Genomic DNA, 24,605 nt, shown 5'->3' on the forward strand with positions numbered 1-24,605 from the left:
TTTAGCTGATAAAGTATGTTAAGGAGTTCATAATGGATAAAATAAAACGCATTCTTGCCGTTATCGATCCAACCAAAGCACAGCAAAATAGTTTGCAACGTGCTCTTTCATTAGCAAAAAAAACAGGGGCACAGATCACCGCCTTCTTGTCGATATATGATTTCTCATATGAAATGACCACAATGCTCTCAAAAGATGAACGTGAAGCAATGCGTGCCGCCGTCATCAAAGACAGAGAAGCGTGGATCAATGATTTGCTCTCTAGTATTGAAAATATTGATGTACATAGCTTAGTGTTGTGGCATAACCGCCCTTATGAAGCCATTATTAACACCGTGATTGATGACGGGTACGATATAGTGATAAAAAGCACCCACCAACACGACACTTTAAAATCGGTTATTTTCACGCCAACTGACTGGCATTTAATACGAAAATGTCCAAGTCCTGTGCTGCTTGTTAAAGATCATGAATGGCCAGAAGAAGGCCATATATTAGCGGCTGTTAATGCCGTCAGTGATAACGAACAACATCAAGCATTGAATAAACGCATTATTAGTGATGCACAATTTATTTGCCAACTTGCCAATGCCCAACTGAGCCTCGTTAACACCTACCCCGCTACGCCTGTCAATATTGCAATAGAGATTCCTGAGTTCAATCCTTCGCAATACAATGAAGCAGTTAAAAAGCATCATGAAGATGAGACATTTTCCTTAGCCGATTCATTCAATATTGCGCGTTCAGAATGCGAAGTTAAAGAAGGGTTACCAGAAGATGTTATTCCCTACGTTGCCAGTGAGAAAGGCTCAGAACTTGTCGTTATCGGTACCGTTGGGCGCACTGGATTAAGTGCTGCGCTGGTAGGAAACACCGCAGAACATGTTATTGATAGTCTCGATTGTGATGTATTGGCCTTAAAACCCGATGGCTACAAAAGCCCACTGGCTCATAAATAACACTCAGTTTTAATCATCTTATTTTCTCGTGCCACTGTATATGTGGCACGCTTTTCTTACAAAATTGTATCTGATCCTTACGCTAATTTACGATATGCTTTAGTCATAGACGTTGCCGTTAGACTGACACTGGTATATTGAATGAAAGTATTAATTGTTGAAGATGACTTAGACACCGCCCAATTTATCGCGCGCGGATTAGAACAAAGTGGCGATTCAGCCATTCACTGTGATAATGCAGAACAGGCTTTGCTGAGTGCATCTACACACCCATTCGACGTAATTATTTTTGACCGTTTGCTACCGAGTATGGATGGTTTGGATGCGGTACGTATTCTTAGGCAGAGTAAAATAGTGACGCCTATTATTATGCTGACGGCGCTCAGTGAAACATCAGACCGAGTCGCCGGGCTAAATGCTGGCGCAGATGATTACCTTGTGAAACCATTCGCATTTTCTGAGCTTTACGCACGCTTAAAAGCCCTTACTCGCCGTCAACCGTTGACACCTAAGGCACTTGAATTAGTCGTTGCTGACCTAACGTTAGAGCGTACCACCAGACAAGTAAAGCGTGCGGATACACACATTGACTTAATGCCCAAAGAATATCAAATTTTAGAGTACCTCATGCTCAATCCTAAGCAGTTAGTCACAAAAACCATGCTACTTGAACAAGTGTGGGGATTCAGTTTTGACCCCAAAACCAGTCTCGTACAAACCCATGTAAGTAGACTACGCAATAAAATAGACAAACCTTTTACTACTGAGCTCATTAAAACAGTGCGCGGCAGTGGCTACATAATATCTGATTGACCATGACACATATGAAAAACTACCACTGGGTTGGCAAAGTATTGAAAATAACACTCACTGCGTGGGTGCTCGTTTGTAGCATGCTCATTGCGATCAGCTATCTCCTATTGCAACAAATAAAAACGGAGCAAACAGACGAGTTTATAGAAATGCAAAGCGAAGTGACTCACCTCTACAACGAGGACGGCTTAAACGCTTTACTCGATGAATATGAGCTATCCCACCGCCCAATTTGGCATAAGCATGAGAGCGATGAACGACTAGATGAAGAAGGGTTACTATTTTCACTTTACGACAAGAATACTTTGCTGCTAGGTAGCACTGAGTTAACAATAACCCCTGTTGATGAAGCTGTATGGCAAAAATATGATTCAACACTTGATGAGCCTATAAGCGCATTATACATACACTTTACGCTTGATGAACGTTATAGCCTAGCCATACTTCAACCACTGACGCATCATTACATAGATACTCGAAATACGCTCATAAGTATCAATATATGGTTCACTGCACTCAGCTGGTTACCGATACTATTCATCATATTTTCTATAACACAGCAATATGCCGTACGTATTGTTCGTATAAAAAACGCGCTTTCAAAGGTCGCAGAATCTCCCGATTCAGAACGCATTGACTGTGACAAAACACCTGATGAATTAAATGCGTTAGTCATTTCTTTAAATGCCATGTTAGATGACATTTCAGATCTTCACACCACCATGAAAACCATGTCTGTTGGTATTGCACATGACTTAAAGACGCCGTTAACACGCGTGGCAAATAGACTCCAATGTATGCAGCAGGATATCACCAGCCCCGATATGCTTGAGACTCATTTAGATAAAGCATCATCAGATTTACACACGGTTATTGCCACTTTCAATAATTTAGTTCGCCTCAATGCCATTGAATCTGGAAAGCATAAAAATGGCTTTGTAGAACTCAACTTATCATCAACAATTCTTGATTTAGCCCAAAGCTATGAACCGGTCTTTATTGATACTGGCCGCAACCTTGAGATCTCCATTGTAGATGACGTATTTTGTCTTGCAGATGAAGACCTTATCAATCAATTAGTATGTAATTTATTAGAAAATGCATTGGAATATAGCAGCCAGGATGCACAGGTTTGGATCAGACTGCAAAACCATATTGACGGTGCATTACTGCAAGTAGGTGACAATGGCCCAGGTATTTCAGTACAGGATAGATCCTATGTGTTTGATAAATTCTATCGCGCCGATATTAGCCGTTCGAAACCTGGCAATGGTTTAGGATTGAGCATTGTTAAAGCCATTTGTAAAGTGCACCGCGGCGAAATCCAATTGCTTGAACATCAAAAAGGCGCTGTATTTAATATTGAATTACCCTTATTATCACAATAATAAACCATACAATTTTGTATGATTTGGTACTGTGAAATGTAAAACATAGTGTTAAATTTCTTCTATATACTGAAGCTATGTTTAGTTAGGGGCAATTTAATAATGAAAATTAATATAACGTTTCGACACCTCACCCTTAGTACTGTCATAAGTTTAATTCTTGCTTGCGGCGGTGCTTCTGGCTCAGATGTCTCACTGGATTACAATGCACATTCAGTTGTAAGCCAGCCTCAGTCAACACTATCAACATTCACTCCAACTCCCTTTCCTCCCGTAAATAACGACCAAAATACACATGCTGACCGGACCTTTTCTTCAGCGGAGAAAACATCCCGTTTTTTACAGCAATCAACTTTTGGGGCTACTGCGCAAGATATTAAAACACTCACGCACAGCAGTGCATCCAAGTGGTTTAAAAACCAACTCAGTATACCCACAAGCAACATCATGCCAACTGTGGTTAGCTATGCGCCAAAAAGTGTAAACCACAACGATGAGTTTGATTTGTTTTTCATCGAATCAACCACCTTCGCATTTTGGAAAAATAGTATCTCAGGCAAGGACCAACTGCGCCAAAGAGTGGCTTTTGCATTATCTGAAATCTTGGTGGTCTCTAACGGGGGCGGAGAAACCTTAACCGATCAACCCACTGCCGTGGCTGCTTATCAAGATATACTGATCAACAATGCTTTTGGTAATTACCGAACCCTACTAGAAGCAATAACCTATTCTCCTGCCATGGGTCACTATCTAACTTATTTGGGTAATGAAAAAGCGGACCCCGATACTGGCAGAGTCCCCGACGAAAACTATGCCAGAGAATTATTACAGCTGTTCACTTTAGGTGTGGTTAAACTCAACAGCGATGGCTCAATAAACAAAAACGAAAACAACGTCCCCGTGGAGTTATATTCAAACAAAGACATCACCGGCCTAGCAAAGGTTATGACCGGGTTAGATTATAATGAGACTGATAAAGATACCGTTAGCAATAATATTTTCACCCGCCCAATGGCAATTAACCCCGAAGCCCATTCAGACCAAGAAAAGGTATTCTTAGGGCTTACTATTCCAGCTGGTATTGATGCTGAAGCGTCTATCAGTATGGCATTGGATCACATTTTCACACACCCAAATTTACCTCCCTTTGTTACTAGACAGCTCATCCAACGACTGGTGAGTTCTAACCCTAGTAATGCCTATATTTCACGTACCGTTGCCGCGTTTACCAGTGGTCTATTTACACTGCCGGATGGGTCACAAGTAGGTACAGGTAAACGGGGGGATCTCAGTGCAACTGTGGCCGCTATTTTATTTGATAATGAAGCTCGCGAGCCTGCTATCACTACCGCAGGAAAAATAAGAGAACCCATACTTCGTTTTACACAGTGGGCAAGAGCTTTTAATGCACAAAATATTACCCCTCAGTATCAAACCATGCTTTGGGACACCAGTGCACCAAATGCACTCGGGCAACACCCATATCGCTCATCCAGTGTGTTTAACTTCTTTCGTCCTGGGTATACCGCACCTGGCTCGATCACAGCAAAAAAGGGGTTAGTTGCACCTGAACTACAAATTACCAATGCCACCACCATTCCTGGCTATGTTAATTTTATGACCCACTATATATCAGGGGAACCACAAGAAGCAGATGTAGAAGATATCCTCGAAGAATTTGACCACCCCAGCGTGCCAATCACCGTCGAAGATATTCGGAAAAGCTTTCTCGTTACTTATGAAGAAGAACTAGCAATCGCACAAGATGTTGATGCCCTGCTTGCCCGACTAAACTTATTACTCACTGCCAATCAACTTTCAAGTACCACTCTCACGGCAATTAAGCGTATTGTTGGCACAATACCCAACGATGAAGATGACGGTTACCTAATGCGTGTACGAGTTGCTGTACTGCTCGTTATGACAACACCTGATTATTTAGTGCAAAAATAGGGGACTCTCTCATGAACAGACGATCATTTCTAAAAGCGGGCAGTGCTTCTATGGCAGCAGCACCATTTTTGAATCTTGCACAAGCGATTGCAAATACCCCTACGACAAACAACGATGACTATAAAGCCCTTGTATGTGTTTTTCTATACGGTGGCATGGATAACCACGACACCGTGATCCCATATGATCAAGCAAGCTATACGCAATGGTCAAATATTAGAAATACATTATTATCTCAATATACCAATAAACGCTCACAGGCTAACTTATTACCCATTGATACCCCTGCTCGATTCGGATCGCGTCAATTTGCCTTGCCCCCAGAGCTCAGCGGAATTGCACAATTATACCAACAAGGAAAAGTATCTCTGGTAGGTAATGTGGGCCCTTTGCTTGAACCAACCACCGCTGCGAGTATTCGATCAGAAACAGCAAAGTTACCATCAAGGCTGTTTTCCCATAACGACCAGCAATCAACTTGGATGTCAGGCCAAACGGAGGGGGCTCAATTCGGTTGGGCTGGCATGCTTAATGATGCTTTAATAGAACAAGGACAACAAAGCCCTAGCACATTTTCTGCCATAACAACCTCAAGCGCCGAGTTACTCATCACTGGGAGTAACACAACACCGTATCATGTTCATGACGGTCAAGCGGCAACTATAGATGTTTTGGATATGTTCGATGAACCAAACGCATTACAAAAGCACTTTAGCGCGCTTGGACACCAAACTAACAATTTGGTTGAACAAGATATGTCAACGCAAATCAACCAAGCCTATAGTGCCAATGATCAGTTTAATGCGGCTTTGTCTGAGGTCTCTGTTGCACTGCCAACATTCCCTGCAACGTCCGTCGCCAAACAACTAGAAACCGTGAGTAAAACCATTGCGATTCGAGATCAACTTCAAGAAAAGCGGCAAGTTTTTGTTGTTGCTATGGGTGGGTTTGACACACACTCTGGGCAAGCACAATCGCTGCCTAAGTTGCAATCAGCCTTAGATGGCGCACTCGTCGCGTTTGATTCTGCAATGCAAAGTCTTGGACTCTCTGATAAAGTTACCCTATTTACAGCATCCGATTTTGGTCGCACTTTGGCAATTAATGGAGATGGCACTGACCATGGCTGGGGCTCTCATCACTTTGTGATGGGAGGGGCTGTACAAGGTGGGACGATATTCGGTGATATTCCCGAGGCCAAATTAAACCATTCATTAGATGCGGGCAATGGCCGTTTAATTCCAACACTGTCGGTAGATCAATACGCCGCCAGTTTCGGCCAATGGCTAGGCATAGACCAAAATACACTTGAAAATATCTTTCCAAACTTGTTGAAGTTTGGTGCACCACCAGCCCTTTTCAAGTAAGGATCTTTCATAAGCCAATAGCCAAATAGGCTTCACGCATATTTGGCTATTAAATACGTTAACTTACACCAAGCTAACTTAAAGCGTATCATTGCAGTTTTTAAATCATAAAGTCATTGAAAAAACGCAACTGCTCTGGATGGCACAACGCTTTAGGTCGTAGGCGTTGGACAGCATTTTTTGCAGATAACTTGTCATACCCTAGCGCATGCATTAACAGTGCTACTACTAAGCCTGTGCGGCCTGATCCTCCTTTACAATGCACGACGACAACACCCTGATCATTAAGTAGTGAAATAATCTTTGGTACATAATCTGCCCATGCAGTTGAAAAAGCATCCGTTGGTGGTGCCTCATCGCTGATGGGGAGTTGATACCATTCAATGCCTTGTGTCATGCACACTTGAGATAATGTCTGCGCGCCATAACGCGTTAATTCTTTATCATACATTACCGATATCAACGCATTTGCGCCCGCTGATTTCAATATTTCGACCGACTCTTGCAGCGTTGCGTCTTTCGTGCCTGGGCAGGGAGTAAAAATAATTTGTCCACCATTATCTAGTGACAACGTATCATATGGGTGAAGTCTCATGCTCAATGTCTCTTTTAATTAACTGAACCATTTTTATTACGATATGATGTGGAACACTTAATTCAGCTGCCCTATTCATATTTTGCTTTCATATAAGAGAAGCTTACCGTATATAACACTTTCGCTGCAATGCTATTCTTATCTGTTCTGAAGGTACTTCCGCTTGTGCAAAAACACTTTCTCTTCCCACCCCTAAAATACAGAAAATACACTTAACCACACAGGTAACGGTGACAAAAATGAATGAAAAAGTACGAAACACGACTGAGGTAACATCATCATAGGAAGAAAGTAACATTAAAATTGGTGCTATCAGTAGGCTAAGTAACATAACGCACCCAACCCTAAGTTAATCTTACAGATTAAGGTTGGTGATTTAGTACAAGGGTCTGCATCCATTGAGAAGTAACCCGCAACCTTTGTTCCAATACCCTGCTCCAATACCATGTAGCACAATAAACCCTCCAGATAAAATTGCTACCATGATCCCAACACTTGCGATATAGCCACCAAATAGGCAAAAAGTACCGCCAGTGGATAATTACTCATTCGAGGTGTTCGCTTTTCTGTTGGGCTCCCAGTGACTCCTAACGCGCTGTAAAACTGTTTACTGTAGTCATAATCTGGATAAAAGCGACCTGTAATGTAAACACCTTTTCTATCCAAATTGCTGCCACCAAACCAAACAGTACAGTCATCGTGTCTAACAGACATACACTCCCTCTATAAAAACAGTTATTCAGGTTCGCACCACATAAAACCTTCTGCTGCTACTAACGTATATTTCACACGTGAGAACAACATTATCGCGTTGATACAATACAATAAAGTGTGCTTTAATTACCCATTTATTGCTGATGCGTTTTTGGCATGCCCTGCAAATATACTTAAATCAAATAAGGTAACTATGCTCAAGTTCATTGTATTGCTTATGGTCGTAATGTCCCTTCCCGCATGGTCAATATCTTGCACGACTGAAACTTTCAATACGATCAATAAACGACTCAGTTATATGCAAGATATCGCGCTATATAAAGCCAATAACCATTTAGCCATAGAAGATATCGCGCGCGAGAACATTGTCATTACCGCAAGTAGTAACTCAGCGGCCAAAATTGGGTTAGATAAAGAGAGTGTCAAAGCATTTTTTATTGCACAAATCTCTGCAGCAAAAGCAGTTCAATACCGATATCGAGCCGATCTACTCAGTAACAAAACAAGTCATAAGCCGAGAGATCTAAACACAATTATTCGTCCCCAATTGATTGAATTAGGGAGTAAGATCAATACACAAATTGCATACTGCCTAAAGCATGGACAACCCTTCACTGCAGATCAAGAGACTGGATTTATAAACGCTTTAACCGTGGATTATTTAAGCAATTCAGACAAGAAAAAGCTATTTAACGCATTGATAAATATTCGCTTGCAGCCAATAAAAAGCCACTGAAATATTGCGGTGGCTCGTTAACGAACGTGCTATCAGCACGCATTAAATATTTGTGATATCTATAAATAAAGACTCATCTATATTTGAAGACGAGACGGTTGCTTCAGCAAATTCATATTCCGCTTTTTGCGCTGCTCGATCGATTGGTAAGTTAATAAAATCAAATAAGTCTCTATCCGCCAGTTGGCTTGGACTTACATTTTGTATTGATTTAAAAATACTCTCGACGCGCCCGGGGGTTTTAGTATCCCAATCAACCAACATGGCTTTAATATTCTGTCGCTGTAAGTTTTCTTGTGAACCACACAGATTACAAGGAATAATTGGGAATTGTTTATACTCTGCGTATTTAATCAAATCATCTTCGCGACAATAGGTCAATGGTCTGATCACCACATTTCGGCCATCATCTGAACGCAATTTTGGCGGCATTGCTTTTAGTCGAGCACCGTGAAACATATTTAGAAACATGGTTTCAACAATATCATCTAGATGGTGACCCAGCGCGATTTTAGTTGCACCAATTTTTTCCGCAAACGAATATAAAGTACCTCGTCTTAAACGAGAGCAAAGTCCACATGTCGTTTTGCCTTCAGGCACCTTTTGCTTTACAACCGAATAGGTGTCTTTATCAACAATGTAATAAGGAATATCAAGACTTTCAAAGTATTCTGGTAAAATGTGCTCGGGAAAGCCAGGCTGCTTTTGATCAAGATTAACCGCTACAACATCAAATTTGATCGGCGCAACTTTTTGCAGACTCAAAAGTATATCCAGCATAGCAAATGAATCTTTACCGCCACTAATACACGCCATGACTACGTCATTTTCTTCTATCATGTTGTAATCTACAACCGCATTACCAACATTCTTTCTGAGGCGTTTATGTAGTTTAGTGATTTCAGGTGTTTCTTTTTGAGTCATTGCAGGCTTCCCACATCGCCAGTTCACCGACGCCGCGTTATCAAATAAAATTACAGGGCGCGAATTATACGGGTTTTTACCTACGGTTGGAATACTCATAAATAGATTCTAATTCACCATGAAACCACTTTTAATGAATGCAAACAGCAGTAATTATTTGCTAAGTCTCATAAAACCTACTTTCCTTAAGGTGATAAAACTCATAATTAAACAAGGAACCATGATGATATTACGAATAGCTCTTGTACTGAGTACGCTTTTTACACTTTCAGCTTGCTCTGACGCAGCACCGGTTCCGGTCGGTGAATGTGCCAAAGTCGTAGCACATGCAAAAAAAGTATTAGGGGATAAAGCACCCAGTACCGCAGATATGACAAAGCAATGTAAAGAAGCCAGTGATGAAGCACGAGGATGTGTGTTAGCGGCGAGCAAAGCCATGAAAATTTTAAGCTGTGATATGTAAGCCGTAATAATGGCCAACCAGTGTTAGCCACTTAAAGAGAAATTTGTTAGAAGGTCAGCAAGCACTACCTTCTAACAAACACAAATCATGTACGATAGAGTACCTTGATCACATGCCAACCAAAACGTGTTTTAACTAGGTGGGGTTCTAAGATCTCAGCGCCAAATGCAACTTTATCGAACTGTGGCACCATTTGACCACGCTTAAATTCACCTAAATCTCCACCTTTTTTGCCCGATGGGCATGTTGAGTGCTTCTTCGCGAGAACTTGAAACTTTGCACCCTTTTTAAGTTGTTTAATAATGTCTTCAGCAAGCTCTTTGTGCTTCACTAGAATATGTAATGCATGCGCCGTATTTGCCATAATTGCACCTATCGATATAAAAAACGCGCGAAGTATACCATATTGAAAACGACTCATTTCAAGATAAAATTATAAACCCCGTTAAAATTGATAGCAAAAAGTAAATGGCGTGAAATCAAGATTAAAAATAGATTAATGTTAAGTTCAACACATACAATAAGGTTCATTTATTTTTGAAGGTAACTTAAATGCCATGATTGATTTAATAAGGAGTAATAATGGTATCGATCATTCACGCAAAAACTTACAGCTATAGCGCAATATTTCTCACACCACTCTTTTTAATATCTGGATGTGGAGACAGTGACGAAGGTAGCACCGCGAGTAAACCAACTATTGATCCAAGAAGTACGATTAGCTTCTCGGATGCACGTGCTGATTTTGACACTAAATTACTCCAAGTTGCCAATAACACTCCGGAATTTAACTTAAGAGTAGGATTAAGTGCATATGAAGTAGGATCTTTTCTACAAGATGGTGCGTTACATGGTAGCTAGGATATTGCAGATCAACAAATGACTCTGAATTCTTTTGAAGAGATCAGCTACCGTTTTGAACTAGACGAAAAAGATGCTTCCTACAAAGATGCCGATACATCATTAAAAGTGATCCCTGGGTTCTCATTTACCCTTGGTGCAGGAAGTAATAACGCCAAAGTTAAAACCATCAACTACACAATATCCCTGTCAGATATTACATTAACCAAACTTAAAAACCCTGTACATGCAATTTTATCTGGTGGCAGTGATACCGTCGCAGCAAATGAATTTTCCTACGGGGTATACAGCGCAAAAATAAAATATGGTATTTCGTTTTATGATGAATATGCTAAAGAAATTACACTAGGAGCAGGGTTTGAGACCGACCTGTTTAGTGCTGAAGCAAATGTCAAAAAGTCTTCAAGCAGCCAAATTTCATCAAAATATAAATTTGAGGGTGTGGCACCTGTTCAAATAGGCTTTTTAAAGCGAAATATTGCCAGTATTAACCGGATTCCAACATCATTGAAGCTTGCGCTCGATCCTAATAATGCAAATTTAATAAATATAACTTGGAAGGCTGTCGAAAATGCAAGCTACTACAATATATTTCAATCAGAGACCGCGGGGATTAATGCCAACTCCACTTCTACATACAGTCAGAAAATAACTGTTGAGGATCCATTTTATACCTTTGAAGGTGCGCCAAATCAATCATATTATTTCAAAGTGTCTTTCACAGTTAATCGCCAAGAAAGTGAAACTGGGCTTGAAGATGGCATTCAAACAATCCCTGGAGATGAAACACCACCTGGTGATGGGCCAATTGATGGCGGTGGAAACAGTAAACAACCTGAAGTAGAACCGAATAATGATATAAATTCAGCACAAGAGATCCGAGCAGGCGTTGTATCAGGTCAAAAAACAACGGCGCAAGATTATAATGATGTGTTTAAGCTCATTCCTTCAAAAACAGCTTTAGATTTCAAAGTTATCCATGAAAAGCAATATAGTGCAACAAGTGATTACGATATTTATATATATAACCACAATGAAGAGCTTATCCACTCTTTTCCATCATATAATGGAGAAAATGATCAACATATTATTGGGGTAGAAAAAAACAAGCCGGTATACATAAAAATGAACATGAAAAACGACACCACGATTAACGATAGATATAACCTGGAACTCGGATTTTAAATTATAATTATGAACTAGAGCCTAATAACGCTTTGTCTGATGCTAACTTACTTCTCAATAACACAACAAAACGTGGCTCTCGGAGTTTCAGAAGCGACTATCGCGACTACTATTACATCAATACCGAATCAAACACGCTACGTGTTCAGTTCACTCACTCAGATAAGCTGAGCGCATCAAGTAATTATACAATCTACATTTACAATGCAACCGAAGAGTAAATAAGTGAAGTAAAGGCTGTAAATGGAATGGACGTTGACTTTAATATTGGTGTTGAAGTAAATAGTCGGATATATATTCGCGTTGACATAGACGGCGATAACTCTAGAGATATTCTCTATTCTATAAATGCCAGCTTTGAGTAAGAGTAAATCAACTTTAACCGAAAAAGGAAATTACGATGAATTTAAAATTAAAAAAGAACAAAATAAAAAATCTGTCTAATAATACTGTTATCGGAAAAATGCCACGCCGATGATTGCAGGTGGCAGAGGTTCTGAGATATATGTATGTTTTTCTAATATCCAACTCTGTGGGGCTTCTAGACACCCTAATGCCTGCCAGCCTTCACAACATGTAACTGTATGTACATAAAATAAATTATATCTGTGGGAATGCCATTTACAGCATTCCCTGATTCGCCACAAGGTAACTACCTAGTGACAACTTCAATACTCGGCCTTCGCTCCAACGTCTCTTTGAATATTCACCCACAACACTCTATAACTTTAGTTCGGCCTAAATGCTAACGGAACTTGCAATGAAGATGTTCTGCTTTGTCATTTTGTTGTTATTTTTAAAAGGCGTAACCGCACAAAGCACCCATGACAAGCTAAAAGAAGCGAAAGATTACTTAACGGTAAATCCCGCTCACTCAAAATTCTTCAGGCAATACCTAATATCAACGCGCTGTCAGTAAAGCAGCAAATACAATGGTATATAATTACCATGCGCGCATCAGTACCACCAGATAACCCCGACATGCTTATTGACTCTTTAGAAGCTATTTTTTATCACTATCAACATCCTTACTTGATTGAACACATCAACACGATCACCCGTGCTTTAGGTATCTGGTTGCGTCAAAATAACCCGCTTATTGAGGCACAAACAAGCTTAGAATGTTCCTAAAGCCACACTAAAAATGACAGGCAAAGTTTAAATTAAGCAATAGTTTATCGGTCGTAAACAGGCACATCAATGATTTAGATGTCGCAAAAACACACTGTATTAAAGCAAAGAAGCTAACGAAACTTACGCACCGAGATAATATTTTAGCAATAATTGAAAATAACCAAAGAATGATTGCGCTAGAGGCAGGTAATATTAAGCGAGTGGAGAGCCACTTTCGATTGGCTTTAATAGAACTAGGGTTTGCATGGTGACATATCAGTTAATATGTAGACAAAAAATATAATTTATTATCCTTTTAGCTCATATATAGCGTTACATAAGCATTATAAAACATCATCTCCGCAAGGCGATTAGAAGATCAACCCACAAAGATAAAAATCAAAGTAAGCTTCAAAAACAAAATCTTATATAAATAAAAACTTATAATAACTTCATAAATTTGAACATAGCAATGAACCTTCGACCTGATTTTGGGTATATTTACAGTGAAAGCGTTCTCAATATATATTGCGTTCTGCCACCTCAGAGGCAGGATCTAAAAACTCAATATTTGAGTAAAATAATTATTAAAAAATAAGATGGAGATACTAGAGTTATGAGGTTTAAGAACTCCCCAATAACGCTTGCTTTGATAAGTGCATTAACTGCAATTCCAACTTACGCAGAAGAAGTTAAGGGCCAATCAGAAGCAAATGATACAATTGACCGCATTCAGGTTACAGGCTCACGTATTGCTCGTATCAATACACACACACCATCGCCTGTGATCAGTGTTGATGCTGAAGCAGTCAAAGCCTCAGGTTATTTAAACATAAATGAATTATTAACCGAGTTGCCGCAGTTCGTTTTTGGTGTAGGTACCGCCTCTAGTAACCAGGATGGATTCTCAAATGCCGGTCTAAATGCTGCAAACTTACGTAATTTAGGGACCGAAAGAACACTAACGTTAATCAATGGACGTCGTGTAGTACAGTCTACCTACGACACGGGAGAGATGGTCACTGATACCAGTTATATTCCAACCGAATTAATTGATCGGATTGACATACTAACTGGAGGCGCGGCATCTACATATGGTGCAGATGCAGTCGCTGGTGTAGTTAACTATGTGATGAAAAAGAATTATGAAGGCACTAAAATATCTGGACAATATGGTGGCTCAGCGGTTGGTGATGGTGAAGAAAGTACTTTCACGATCACCACGGGCCATAATTTTGATGATCAGCGAGGTAATGTTGTATTCTCTTTAGATTATTATAATCAGGAGAGAGCAAAAGATAGCAATCGTCCAGGTTCTGGCACAACTCGTTGGATCAATAACCCACTAAGTACAGGCACTGGCGATGGCCACTCAAATAAAATTGTAGGTACAAACCTTGGTTGGCCTGATTATAATGTCGTTGGTCAGCTAATGGGAGTTTGGGACGCAGATAACGACAGAACAAACTATTATGATATTTCAGGCGATGAAGCCCTATACATGTACAATAGTAACGATAAAGTGGGGCCTTTTTACATACAAAACAGTGACAGTGCACAAGGATATGAGCTAGACACATTTGCTATGACGCGCAACCCTTTTGAACGCCATACAGCCTACTTACTTTTCAACTATGAATTAGACGACAATACCAGTCTTACCACTGATTTTCGTTACACCAAGGTCGAATCAAATTTACTTTCTTCACCCGAGTTCAACTATGGTCAACGTTTTATAAATATTAATGATTTTGCACAAAGCAACCTCGTTTTACCAAGCCATGTACAAAACTTACTGGCTCAAGATGATGGCTACTTTCAAACGTCTGTAGGTTTATACGAGTTAGGTCCACGCAAAGCGGCTGTTGAGCGTGATTTATTTGCTTTCTCAGCAACGCTAGAGGGGGAGTTTGAAAATGGTTGGGTTTGGGATGCTTACGCTTCTAGTGGTGTGACACACAATGATAGCTTATTTTTCAATAGAACAGACAAACGCCGTCTACCTCGAAATGGCTATCAAACCTTAAGTGCTAGCGGTGAGATATGCAATGGTAACAACTGCCCTGCTTTTAACCCTTTACTCCCCATGTCACAAGAAGCAATTGATTACGTTAGAGTTGCGCCTTATGGAAGTCAAATAAAGTCAGAGCAACATACATTTGCCTTTACTACATCAGGTGATTTGTTGGAATTACCCTATGGTGCCTTAGCTTTTGCCGCGGGGGCTGAAGTTCGGCGTGAATCTTTAGAGTTAAATACAGATGAAGCTTGGCAAAATTCAAAAATAACAGGGTCAAGTCGATTACCTTGGGATGCAGGTAGAACAATTAAAGAGCTTTATTTTGAATTAGAAGCGCCAGTACTTGGTGATACATTCTTAGTTGAGGAGTTAGTATTAAGTGCAGCTGGTCGAGTCTCTGATTATACCTACTCAGGAAAACATAATACATGGAAGCTTGGCGCAACATGGACCATTATTGATGGCCTAGCTATGCGCTCTACCCTAGCACATACAGTACGTGCACCACAGCTAGTAGAGCAATTTCGTGCAGCTAGCCTTGGTTGGAGGGCAAATATAGAAGATCCATGCGATAAACTACAAATAGCCAATGCTGCTAACAGTGACCGAGCGAAAACAATCAGTAATTGTAAAGCATTTGGTATTACTGACCCCGAAAGTTGGGATTCTCCAACAGCGACTGATGGTGGTGTAAATTCAATTAGTGGTGGTAATATTGCTTTACAACCAGAGAAAGCTGACACCTTAACGATAGGGGTAGTATATACACCCAACTTTATAGATAATTTATCACTCACTGTAGATTATTTTGATATTGATTTAACCAATGCAATGCAATCAACAGGCATACAAAACTCTCTCGATAAATGTGCAACAGCTGACGATATTAATTCTGATATTTATTGCGCACTGGTTAATCGTAATAGCACAGGACAAATCGATTCTGTATTAAATGCTGTAGTCAACCAAGCATTAAGGGGCAGACGTGCCGTTGATTTCGAAATCTCTTATTTACGTAACTTAGAAAGCTATGGCGAAATCGATTTCTCTATATATGTCACTAAGCTAATTCATTCAACAAGTAGAGACTCCATTGATAATGACGAAGAAGAGTTTAGAGGTATTGGAACCTTTAACTCAAATTTGAGGGGCCGCTTAACGATGACTTATCGATATGAAGATATCAGTATCAATTGGATAACAAACTATGCGGAAGGCGTTCAAGTTGATATTGACGGCACTTATGATTTATATGAAAAGCCCTTTACAGAAGATGCTCTCAAGCATGACGTAAGAATCGCTTATAAAGCAACAGATAACACGAATCTTTATTTCGGCATAAGGAACGTCTTTGATAAAACATATTATGATCACCCTACAACAGCCTCAGGCCTAGGTCAGTATGATTCCATGGGACGGTTCTTTTATGGTGGGATTTCATACGAATTTTAATATAATTTAAAAAGAAACGGTGAGATTAAGTAGTGTTTTATTCGAATCATTAACAGACTATATGCTTTTAAATAAATTTAATTTCATAGTGTTGGTAAAGTAAATAAGGATCATTTAATTTGCCAATTATACCCCCTTAAGCCACTCTCTTGAGTGGCTTATTTAACAACCAAAAAACACAACAAACCCACTAAAAACATAAAAACCCAAGCTCATTTCAATTGCTTATAATCCTAAAATTTACAGACAATTAATCATTAACATATAGATCAACCCTAGTTTTTAACATAACAAACGCAAAAAATTCAAATTTGCTCAACAAGATCAATTAACGTATCCTATTGATAAAACATGTTACCTCTAAACTAAGAATAAGCTATTTATCTAAAATCCCAAGAATTAATTTGTATTAGCTAACAAGTAATAATTATGATTGATATCGAAAAACCTTTTAAACTCGAAAACATTACTGTCCACCCTAAAACTGATGAGCTGAGTTATTGTGGAAAAACCATTGCAATCAAGTCGATGGCTATGAAAGTGATCTGCTACTTTGCAAAAAATAAAGATATTGTCATTAGTCGAGACTGTTTACGTAATGACCTATGGCAAAACCCCACGACATCAAATCATACGATTAATAACCATATCTATAGCTTGCGACAATCACTTGCTCAACTCGATGATCAAACAAAGTTTTTTCATACAGTCACAGGCACTAAAAATGGTTATCGATTACTCGCTGACGTTACGCAAGAAACAATTCAACCAATATCATCTAGTACAGGTTTAAACGCATCAAAATTAAGTGATGAAAGTGCACATAATAAAAATAAATTAAATAAAACAAAATTACGTTCATTGATTTTACCATCATTTTTAATTGTAACTTGTATTATTATATTCCTTTCTCAAGAGACTAAGTTCTATAACCACGCTACTGCACTTACTAGCCACGCGGGTCAAGAACAAAACCCTGCGATCAGCCTAGATGGTGATATAATCATTTATGCCAATCGGACACGTAGACCTTTTACTTGGGAGCTCTATGCAAGTAAAGTCCAAACCCCTTTGCAGCCGACTAAAGTATTTAGTTCTATGGTAAACCATGATAATTTTGTCAGTATTTCTCCTAACAAAAAATACATCGCGTTTATCCGTTATGCAAAAGGTGCCGAAGGCATCTATATTGCAAACTTTAACGCTGATAGTTTAACTGCGCATAACGAAAAATTAACCATTCCGCTTAGTGCAGTTAATTCAACACCTGCTATCAGTTGGCTCAATAACAGTCAATTTTTTTATACCGCAAAAAAAACCGCTTTAGCACCGTTAAAAATCTATTTATACGACTTAGCAACCAACCGCTCGGAGCAAGTTACCTCTCCACCAATCAATACCGTTGGTGATTTTGCAGTTGTTGTTTCCCCTGATAGAAACTGGTTAGCGATAATGCGTGCAGATAATCTACATGGCTATCAATTATATTTATATCATCTCAGTACAAAAACCTTAATGAAAACGCAAGTCACAAATACAGAACAGCGATTAAACATTAGCTTTAGTGATGATAGCCTAAAGGTATATTTTGTTGACCAGCAAGGCTTTTTATCCAGTTATGATATAAAAAATAAAGTTATAACAAAAATATCAGCACAGCAGCATATGGGATATTGGCCTTTAAAAATCCCTGGTAAAGAGCAATTTATAATGCAAGAAGATTGGGGACTATCCCCATTGACAGCTCAGATAATTAAAACTAATAACCCAAGAGTCGGTGGTGATGGTGCTTCGGAAGTGGTCGTCAACAACGGCTTATCAATTGCGGCGGTTGAAGGTATCGCCAATGGAGGTCTCATTTTTGCCTCGGTAAAACCTAATCAACAAATTGAGATCTGGAAATATCAACACGGTAAAGTGTTTAAATTAAATGAATTTCACGAAACCATAGAGTATCGTGAACCATTAAACCTACATTGGTCAAAGAATACCAATACAGCTTTACTTTCCATAAATAAAAGTTGTCGAATAATAGATATCGACTCAGGTAAAGACACACCGCTCTGCCCAGACAATGAAAATATTTATGCTGGAAGGTTTAGTTATGATGGCCAATCAATTTTTTTGGCCAGCTTTGATAACTCTAATGCAATTGAAATTGGTGTGAGCGGTTATCCTGTTAATAATATTCCAGAGTTAGGCTCAGTGAATTCCATTCATCAAAACAGTGATGGTAGTTTCTATTACAGCAAAGAACCAAGCTTTGATATTTATCACTTTAATCCCACAACAGGAGAAAACACCCTAATAGTTAAGCGAACTTTTGTCTATCACCGCTACTCTGGCAATGACTTTGTTGTGACTGCACAGGGAGTTTACTATATGGATAGAATCGCAGTTACCAAAAATAGCATTTACTACTATGACTTTTCCAGCAAAAAAAGTGAGTATATCATTGATAGCAAAGGAAATTACCCTTCCCTTGTAATTAGCGAAGATGAACGTTTTATATATTTAATAGAGTCAACAAATCACGACAGTAAATTATTATTGATTGAATAACTCAAACCCAACAATAATATTTTACAATTTGGCATTGATATAATGCGGCATTGATATAATGTAGCGCTGGGTTAATGTAGTTACTAAGTTAATATATAATACAACAATCCCAGCACCACACTCTCCGATTTTAAAAAACAATCACACTTAACTTTTAATTCACACAAAAACATTATTATATCAAGACCCCACAAAACCACCAACCACACTAACAAAAACAAACCCACCCATTAAAATATAAAATAACTTATAATTAATTATCTTTTTATCTCTTCCGAATAAAAAAGTCACAAACTATCACGTGAGTTATGACACTTAAAAAAAATAAAAACTTAACCATATAAAGCAACAAGATAAGAACGCCTCACTTCACATCACCACAAAAATAAACATTAAGAAATATCACGATAGAAAAACCATGTATTTTCTGTGACGGCCGACACATTTACAAATAAAACCTACTCACTATATATTGTGAATGGTCGAAAACAGGCCTTTGAATTGAAACAACCGATAGATAAATGAAACTTTAAAATAACATGAAAGGTAATAAATATAAAAATGAAGAAATTTAACAATGGTATACCTGCCATATCCATCATTTCCGCTATAATGGCTTTTTCTTTCCCAGTGCAAGCTGAAACATTGCTTGAAGCGGGAAAAATGAAAGTACCACTTATATTAGCCAATTTTAGCGACACAAAAACAACAACAACACCTTCTCAAATAGAAAATAAACTTTTTAACAGTGAGCATGATGTAAGCGCTTATTTTAACGAAGTCAGTTACGGTAATTTCGATGTTATCGGGACTGCTTTTGATTGGGTTCAACTACCTCAAAAACATGATTTTTATGGAACAAATGATGTCGATAACAATGACTGGGATACTAACTACGTTCAGTTAGGTAAAGATTCTATCGCAGCATCTGATGCGTTAATTGACTTCTCAAAATTCGATGCTAACAATGATTGTATTGTCGACTCTGTTGCTGTTGTATATCAAGGATATGCTGAGAACGATCCAGGTACCGATGAAGGACTGCCAACTGACATTTGGCCCATCAATATGGCACTTAAAAATGAGCCCACAAAAGATCGCTGTACCTCAGATACAACTCGCTTCATGACAGTTGAACGCTTGACTTTAATTCCAGAATTGAGAAGCGACAACACCGATGGTCTAACCCCCATTGGCTTACTCACTCATGAGTTGGTTCATAGTGGTTTTGGAAACCGACTCGGCGGTAGTTGGTTCCCTGATTTATATGGTTCGGGCAATCACAAAGGGATAAGCCGTTGGGGACTAATGGGTATAGGTAACCATTTAAGTTCGATTCCTTATCGCACCCCTGACGGTAAAAGAAATCCAAATTATGTCGCTGACAACTACTCTCGCCCAGCGCACGCGACAGCCTTTACTAAAGTGCTAATGAATTGGGTTGAACCGATTGAGCTATCTGCTGGCGACAGCATTAAAAACGCTCAAATTCATGCAGCTTCCACCAATAATCCGACCATTTATAAACTTACCAATCCCAAAAATCCTGAAGAATATTATCTTATTGAAAATCGCTATCAAGATGCCGATAGTTTCGATGCTGGCATAGAAACATCAGGTTTAGCAGTTTGGCATATAGATGAAGGCTCGTGGTCTACGGCAACTAAAAAAGGTTGCTCTTTCCCTGATAATCCAATAGATGCAGCAACAAAAGGAACTTGTGATAAATTTGCTCATTCCGTCATTGCATTAGTTCAAGCCGACAACTTATGGGAATTGCAAAAAGGTAAAGGTGCGAATCAAGGTGATTTATATTCAAACCGCATTGCCGGTATTTCAACTTCAACCTACCCTAGCACGCGATTTTATGACTTTTCTGAAAGTGGTTTAGCCATTACCAATATTAGTGCTTCGGGGCCAATTATGACGGCAGACATTAATGTGTCTTTCCCGAATATGGACCAACCTATTTTTTGTGCCGATGAAAAAGCTTATACCAGAGGACCCAGTGAAGTAACGCTTAACATTAAAAACACGTCAATCGATAAAACTGTTGGGTTTTACTGGTTAAATGAAGAAGGAAAAAGATACCCTGACTTCGCATTACGCGCCCCTTATGCGTGGCTTACACCGGATGCTGCTCCTTATAACGCAACAGATTTTAAATCGGGTGATAAAATTGTTTTAGTTGACCAAAGTGATAATTGTTTAGCCGTTACCACTCTAGGAAATGCTGGCACAGACGTTGAAATTCGTAGCGATGGGGGTTATGCAAACAATGTTAAAATATTTGATCTTGGAGATGATTTACCAAAAGATTACGCTGTGCCCGCACAAAACAACACTAATTGGGAGCATATAGATAATATTAGCCTTGCTAATGTTGCACATTCTAGTGGTAACGATGCAGGTTATGGTGATTATTCGGCATTGGCCCCCTTTGAAATCGCTCAGGGCGACAGCATTAGTATGAGTGCATCAGGTAAAAGTAAAGAGAATTGGCTAGTATGGGTTGATTTAAATAATGACTTCGAATTTAGTAACGATGAACTTGTTTATCAAAGTGACGTTAAATCCAACGACGTGAGTGGTACTCTATCCAATCTTAGCGCTGCTGTAGGCATTACCACGCGTATGCGTATTGCTATGTCCTATCGTACACCAACTGCTATCGGTGGGTTTGAAGGGGAAATTGAAGATTACACAGTCACAATTATTGATAATTCTGCTGGCTGTACACCCGACTGTGACACTGTTACCTATGCAGAACCAGAAAAAAACAATACTCACTGGGAGCATATTGATAGTGTAAAGATTAATATGACCACCCACTTAAGTGGTGATGATGGTGGCTATGGTGATTATTCTCACAAACCGGCTATAACTATTTCGCAAAATGACGAGATCAGTTTAAGCGCATCAGGAAATAAAAATGAGCGTTGGATTGTTTGGGTTGATTTAAATAGTGATGGACAGTTCAGTGATGATGAAGTGACTTATCAAAGCCCTAATAAGTCTAATGACGTCTCTGGTACATTAGAGAACCTAACGGATGCAATGGGTTTAACAACACGTATGCGTATCGCCATGTCATACCGTACACCCACAGCCACTGGTGGGTTTGAAGGCGAAATTGAAGACTATACGGTCACCATTCAATAATTGCGCTCTACGACTAAAGTCCAGTTAATAGGGCTCTAGTCGTAGCTCTTTACACTATACTTACTCAGGAAATAAATGATGACTCGTCAAGCAGTATTCACCACCGCCGTCATTATTGTGGCTATCGGTATAATAACTTTCAGCTTTTATCCAAAGCATGGCACCACTAAATTAATCGATCACCCTCCTTTAGTTACCAGCACCAATAAAGAATATAAAAAGACAATAAATGACAATCAAACATCTAGTGAAAAAGTAGTCGCTCATCAACATAATCATCAACAAGTTCGGCATTCATATCAAGATCAAAAGCGACAAGTGAGTGGCACAAATGAAAGCCTCAGCATTGCTCGCGCTCAACCTGAACCCTATGAGAATATAGGCCTATCACAACAGCAAATAAAAGCCTATCAAAGTATAGTAAAAGCCCATGTTCAACAACGCAGGGATTTAGAAAGTAATAAATATCAAACTTCCCCTGAGCAGTATAGAAATACATTTTATCAATTAACAAGCAACTATCAAAATCAGTTGCAAGGTTTAATGAGCGAAGAACAATTAAAGCAATACCAGGAAAACATTAGCCACTACAACCGAAGCCATATTTTCCCGACAAAACAGCACGACGATAGCAAAAAAGACAGAAATGTAATGCATGCTAGAACTGCAAATTAAAAAGGGAAAGAGTTTTCTTACACTGAAGAAAGCAGACTTGATTAAGTTTGCTTTGGCTTGTAGTAAATAAACCCAAATGAAATTAAAACAATAAGTCCTTTCATCTCGTTTAATTAAGTCAACAGATGCTATGCAACTATGGTTAATATACAAATCAAAACTATAGAAAAAAACTTCGCTAGCCGTTACTTAAGACTTGAACGCAAAGCGACTATTTAAAAAAAACATCAGTAACTTAAAAGCCTCAAATACTGCAACAATTAAGAGGAGTAAAGATCAAACACTGTGGGGGTTCTAGACACCCTAATGCCTATCAGAGTGCACAACATGTAACATAAAATAAATTATATCTGTGGAATGCCATTTGCCGCATTCCCTGATTCGCCACAAGGTAACTACCTAGTGACAACTTCAATACTCGCCTTCGCGCCAACGCTTCTTTGAATATTCACCCACAACACTCTATAGTTTTAGTTCGGCCTATATGCTAACGGAACTTGCCAATGAAGATGTTCTGCTTTGTCATTTTGTTGTTATTTTTAAAAGACGTAACCGCACAAAGCACCAATGACAAGCTAAAAGAAGCGAAAGATTACTTAACGGTAAATCCCGCTCACTCACTCACAATTCTTCAGGCAATACCCAATATCAACGCGCTGTCAGTAAAACAGCAAATACAATGGCATATTATTACCATGCGCGCATCAGTACCAACAGATAACCCCGACATGCTTATTGATTCTTTAGAAGCTATTTTTTATCACTATCAACACCCTTACTTTATTGAAAACCTCACTACAATCACCAGTGCTTTAGGTATCTGGTTGCGTAAAAACAACCATCTTATTGAGGCACAAACAAGCTTAGAATGCTCCTACAAGCATGCCAAAAATGATCGACAAAAATTAACATTAACAAATAGTTTAGCGCTTGTCGCTCGCCATATAGGTGACCTAGACACCGCGAAAGCACTCTATAATGAAGCAAAAAAAATAGCAAAGCTCACTCAACGCGATAATGTATTAGCCATAATAGAAAATAATCAAGGTATGATTGCGCTAGAAGAAGGTAACATCGCTTTAGCTGAACAACATTTTAGACTTGCCTTAGTTGGGTATCAGAACCTAGATAAACGCTCTGGTCAAATATCCGCTGGCTTGAATTTATTATTTACTTTCTTAATACAGCAAGAGTTGGTTAATTTTCAACGATTATATAGCCCCACAAAAAACTTAACCAATGGCTTTTCAAGTGTTGCAAAGCAAGCACTATTGCTTTGGTTACATACTCGGTTTTTACAATTACAAGGCGAGCCCATAACCGCTAAAGAACAACGCCAGCTCAAAATTGCTTATTCACATATTAAAGGTCCAAAGCTAAAAATGTTAATTAATAAGTATTTAGCTCCAGCGCTTGACTTTAAACACATGGAAGATCCAACCACAACACAAATTATGTTTAATCGGCCTTGGTTTAAGCATGTACAAGACTGCAGTTGGTCAAAACAAAATAAAGTGCATTAAAATCAAAAGCTTGAATAGCACTGGTGCAACTCACTATTGTTCATGCGCTTTACGTATACCAAATTAGGCAATTACATATGAAAATATTTTAAGTTAAATATTTGTAAATGATTTATTTTTATTTACAATGCATATTCAAC

Annotated in this window: 20 protein-coding genes; 16 read left to right on the forward strand and 4 right to left on the reverse strand. The window is 38.9% G+C overall.

Annotation, left to right across the window (positions count from 1 at the left end):
* Positions 1 to 32: 32 nt before the first annotated feature.
* From uspE to J8M01_RS22435, 5 genes are all read left to right on the forward strand, one after another.
* The gene (uspE, locus tag J8M01_RS22415; RefSeq protein ID WP_192507798.1) at positions 33 to 959 is read left to right on the forward strand and encodes a universal stress protein UspE; all 927 of its coding nucleotides are present in this window, start codon (positions 33 to 35) and stop codon (positions 957 to 959) included.
* 141 nt (positions 960 to 1,100) lie between these two features.
* On the forward strand, positions 1,101 to 1,772 hold the full coding sequence (locus tag J8M01_RS22420; RefSeq protein ID WP_211059396.1) for a response regulator transcription factor: 672 nt from the start codon (positions 1,101 to 1,103) through the stop codon (positions 1,770 to 1,772).
* A 2-nt stretch (positions 1,773 to 1,774) separates the two neighbouring features.
* Entirely contained in the window at positions 1,775 to 3,160 is a 1,386-nt protein-coding gene (locus J8M01_RS22425; protein WP_211059397.1) for a HAMP domain-containing sensor histidine kinase, read from the forward strand.
* Between the two features lie 102 nt (positions 3,161 to 3,262).
* A complete protein-coding gene (locus tag J8M01_RS22430; RefSeq protein WP_211059398.1) occupies positions 3,263 to 5,113 on the forward strand; it encodes a DUF1800 family protein in 1,851 nt (616 codons plus the stop codon).
* Between the two features lie 11 nt (positions 5,114 to 5,124).
* Positions 5,125 to 6,480, forward strand: coding sequence for a DUF1501 domain-containing protein (locus J8M01_RS22435; RefSeq protein ID WP_210994738.1), 1,356 nt, complete (start codon positions 5,125 to 5,127; stop codon positions 6,478 to 6,480).
* Between the two features lie 100 nt (positions 6,481 to 6,580).
* Here J8M01_RS22435 and J8M01_RS22440 read toward each other — a convergent pair whose 3' ends face one another.
* Both J8M01_RS22440 and J8M01_RS22445 read right to left on the reverse strand, forming a co-directional pair.
* Complete coding sequence (locus J8M01_RS22440; protein ID WP_210994737.1) at positions 6,581 to 7,075, reverse strand: tyrosine-protein phosphatase; 495 nt, start codon at positions 7,073 to 7,075, stop codon at positions 6,581 to 6,583.
* 477 nt (positions 7,076 to 7,552) lie between these two features.
* Positions 7,553 to 7,789 (reverse strand): hypothetical protein, encoded by a 237-nt coding sequence (locus J8M01_RS22445; RefSeq protein ID WP_211059399.1) that lies wholly within the window; start codon positions 7,787 to 7,789, stop codon positions 7,553 to 7,555.
* A 193-nt stretch (positions 7,790 to 7,982) separates the two neighbouring features.
* Between J8M01_RS22445 and J8M01_RS22450 the strand changes: the two genes are divergently transcribed.
* Positions 7,983 to 8,525 carry a chorismate mutase gene (locus J8M01_RS22450; RefSeq protein ID WP_210994735.1) on the forward strand — a complete coding sequence of 181 codons (543 nt, stop codon included), beginning with the start codon at positions 7,983 to 7,985 and terminating at the stop codon, positions 8,523 to 8,525.
* 42 nt (positions 8,526 to 8,567) lie between these two features.
* Here J8M01_RS22450 and ttcA read toward each other — a convergent pair whose 3' ends face one another.
* The gene (gene ttcA / locus J8M01_RS22455) at positions 8,568 to 9,449 is read right to left on the reverse strand and encodes a tRNA 2-thiocytidine(32) synthetase TtcA (protein ID WP_192508560.1); all 882 of its coding nucleotides are present in this window, start codon (positions 9,447 to 9,449) and stop codon (positions 8,568 to 8,570) included.
* A 118-nt stretch (positions 9,450 to 9,567) separates the two neighbouring features.
* Between ttcA and J8M01_RS22460 the strand changes: the two genes are divergently transcribed.
* Positions 9,568 to 9,912 carry a hypothetical protein gene (locus tag J8M01_RS22460; protein WP_247671240.1) on the forward strand — a complete coding sequence of 115 codons (345 nt, stop codon included), beginning with the start codon at positions 9,568 to 9,570 and terminating at the stop codon, positions 9,910 to 9,912.
* An 85-nt stretch (positions 9,913 to 9,997) separates the two neighbouring features.
* Here J8M01_RS22460 and ppiC read toward each other — a convergent pair whose 3' ends face one another.
* Positions 9,998 to 10,276 carry a peptidylprolyl isomerase PpiC gene (gene ppiC, locus J8M01_RS22465; RefSeq protein ID WP_210994734.1) on the reverse strand — a complete coding sequence of 93 codons (279 nt, stop codon included), beginning with the start codon at positions 10,274 to 10,276 and terminating at the stop codon, positions 9,998 to 10,000.
* A 218-nt stretch (positions 10,277 to 10,494) separates the two neighbouring features.
* On the opposite strand from ppiC, the gene J8M01_RS22470 reads away from it, so the two are divergent.
* From J8M01_RS22470 to J8M01_RS22510, 9 genes are all read left to right on the forward strand, one after another.
* Positions 10,495 to 10,773, forward strand: coding sequence for a hypothetical protein (locus tag J8M01_RS22470; protein ID WP_211059400.1), 279 nt, complete (start codon positions 10,495 to 10,497; stop codon positions 10,771 to 10,773).
* Positions 10,774 to 10,791: 18 nt separating this feature from the next.
* The gene (locus J8M01_RS22475; RefSeq protein WP_210994732.1) at positions 10,792 to 11,958 is read left to right on the forward strand and encodes a hypothetical protein; all 1,167 of its coding nucleotides are present in this window, start codon (positions 10,792 to 10,794) and stop codon (positions 11,956 to 11,958) included.
* A 760-nt stretch (positions 11,959 to 12,718) separates the two neighbouring features.
* The gene (locus tag J8M01_RS22480; RefSeq protein WP_210994731.1) at positions 12,719 to 12,877 is read left to right on the forward strand and encodes a hypothetical protein; all 159 of its coding nucleotides are present in this window, start codon (positions 12,719 to 12,721) and stop codon (positions 12,875 to 12,877) included.
* Between the two features lie 29 nt (positions 12,878 to 12,906).
* The gene (locus J8M01_RS22485; protein WP_210994730.1) at positions 12,907 to 13,089 is read left to right on the forward strand and encodes a hypothetical protein; all 183 of its coding nucleotides are present in this window, start codon (positions 12,907 to 12,909) and stop codon (positions 13,087 to 13,089) included.
* A gap of 598 nt (positions 13,090 to 13,687) precedes the next feature.
* Positions 13,688 to 16,543 carry a TonB-dependent receptor gene (locus J8M01_RS22490; protein ID WP_211059401.1) on the forward strand — a complete coding sequence of 952 codons (2,856 nt, stop codon included), beginning with the start codon at positions 13,688 to 13,690 and terminating at the stop codon, positions 16,541 to 16,543.
* A 429-nt stretch (positions 16,544 to 16,972) separates the two neighbouring features.
* Positions 16,973 to 19,105 (forward strand): winged helix-turn-helix domain-containing protein, encoded by a 2,133-nt coding sequence (locus tag J8M01_RS22495; protein ID WP_211059402.1) that lies wholly within the window; start codon positions 16,973 to 16,975, stop codon positions 19,103 to 19,105.
* A gap of 561 nt (positions 19,106 to 19,666) precedes the next feature.
* Positions 19,667 to 22,267 (forward strand): GEVED domain-containing protein, encoded by a 2,601-nt coding sequence (locus J8M01_RS22500; protein WP_211059403.1) that lies wholly within the window; start codon positions 19,667 to 19,669, stop codon positions 22,265 to 22,267.
* A gap of 75 nt (positions 22,268 to 22,342) precedes the next feature.
* The gene (locus J8M01_RS22505) at positions 22,343 to 22,942 is read left to right on the forward strand and encodes a hypothetical protein (RefSeq protein ID WP_211059404.1); all 600 of its coding nucleotides are present in this window, start codon (positions 22,343 to 22,345) and stop codon (positions 22,940 to 22,942) included.
* 503 nt (positions 22,943 to 23,445) lie between these two features.
* Complete coding sequence (locus J8M01_RS22510) at positions 23,446 to 24,465, forward strand: tetratricopeptide repeat protein (RefSeq protein WP_210994724.1); 1,020 nt, start codon at positions 23,446 to 23,448, stop codon at positions 24,463 to 24,465.
* Positions 24,466 to 24,605 lie beyond the last annotated feature (140 nt).

Source organism: Pseudoalteromonas sp. MMG005 (genome assembly GCF_018101015.1).
GTDB lineage: Bacteria > Pseudomonadota > Gammaproteobacteria > Enterobacterales > Alteromonadaceae > Pseudoalteromonas > Pseudoalteromonas aurantia.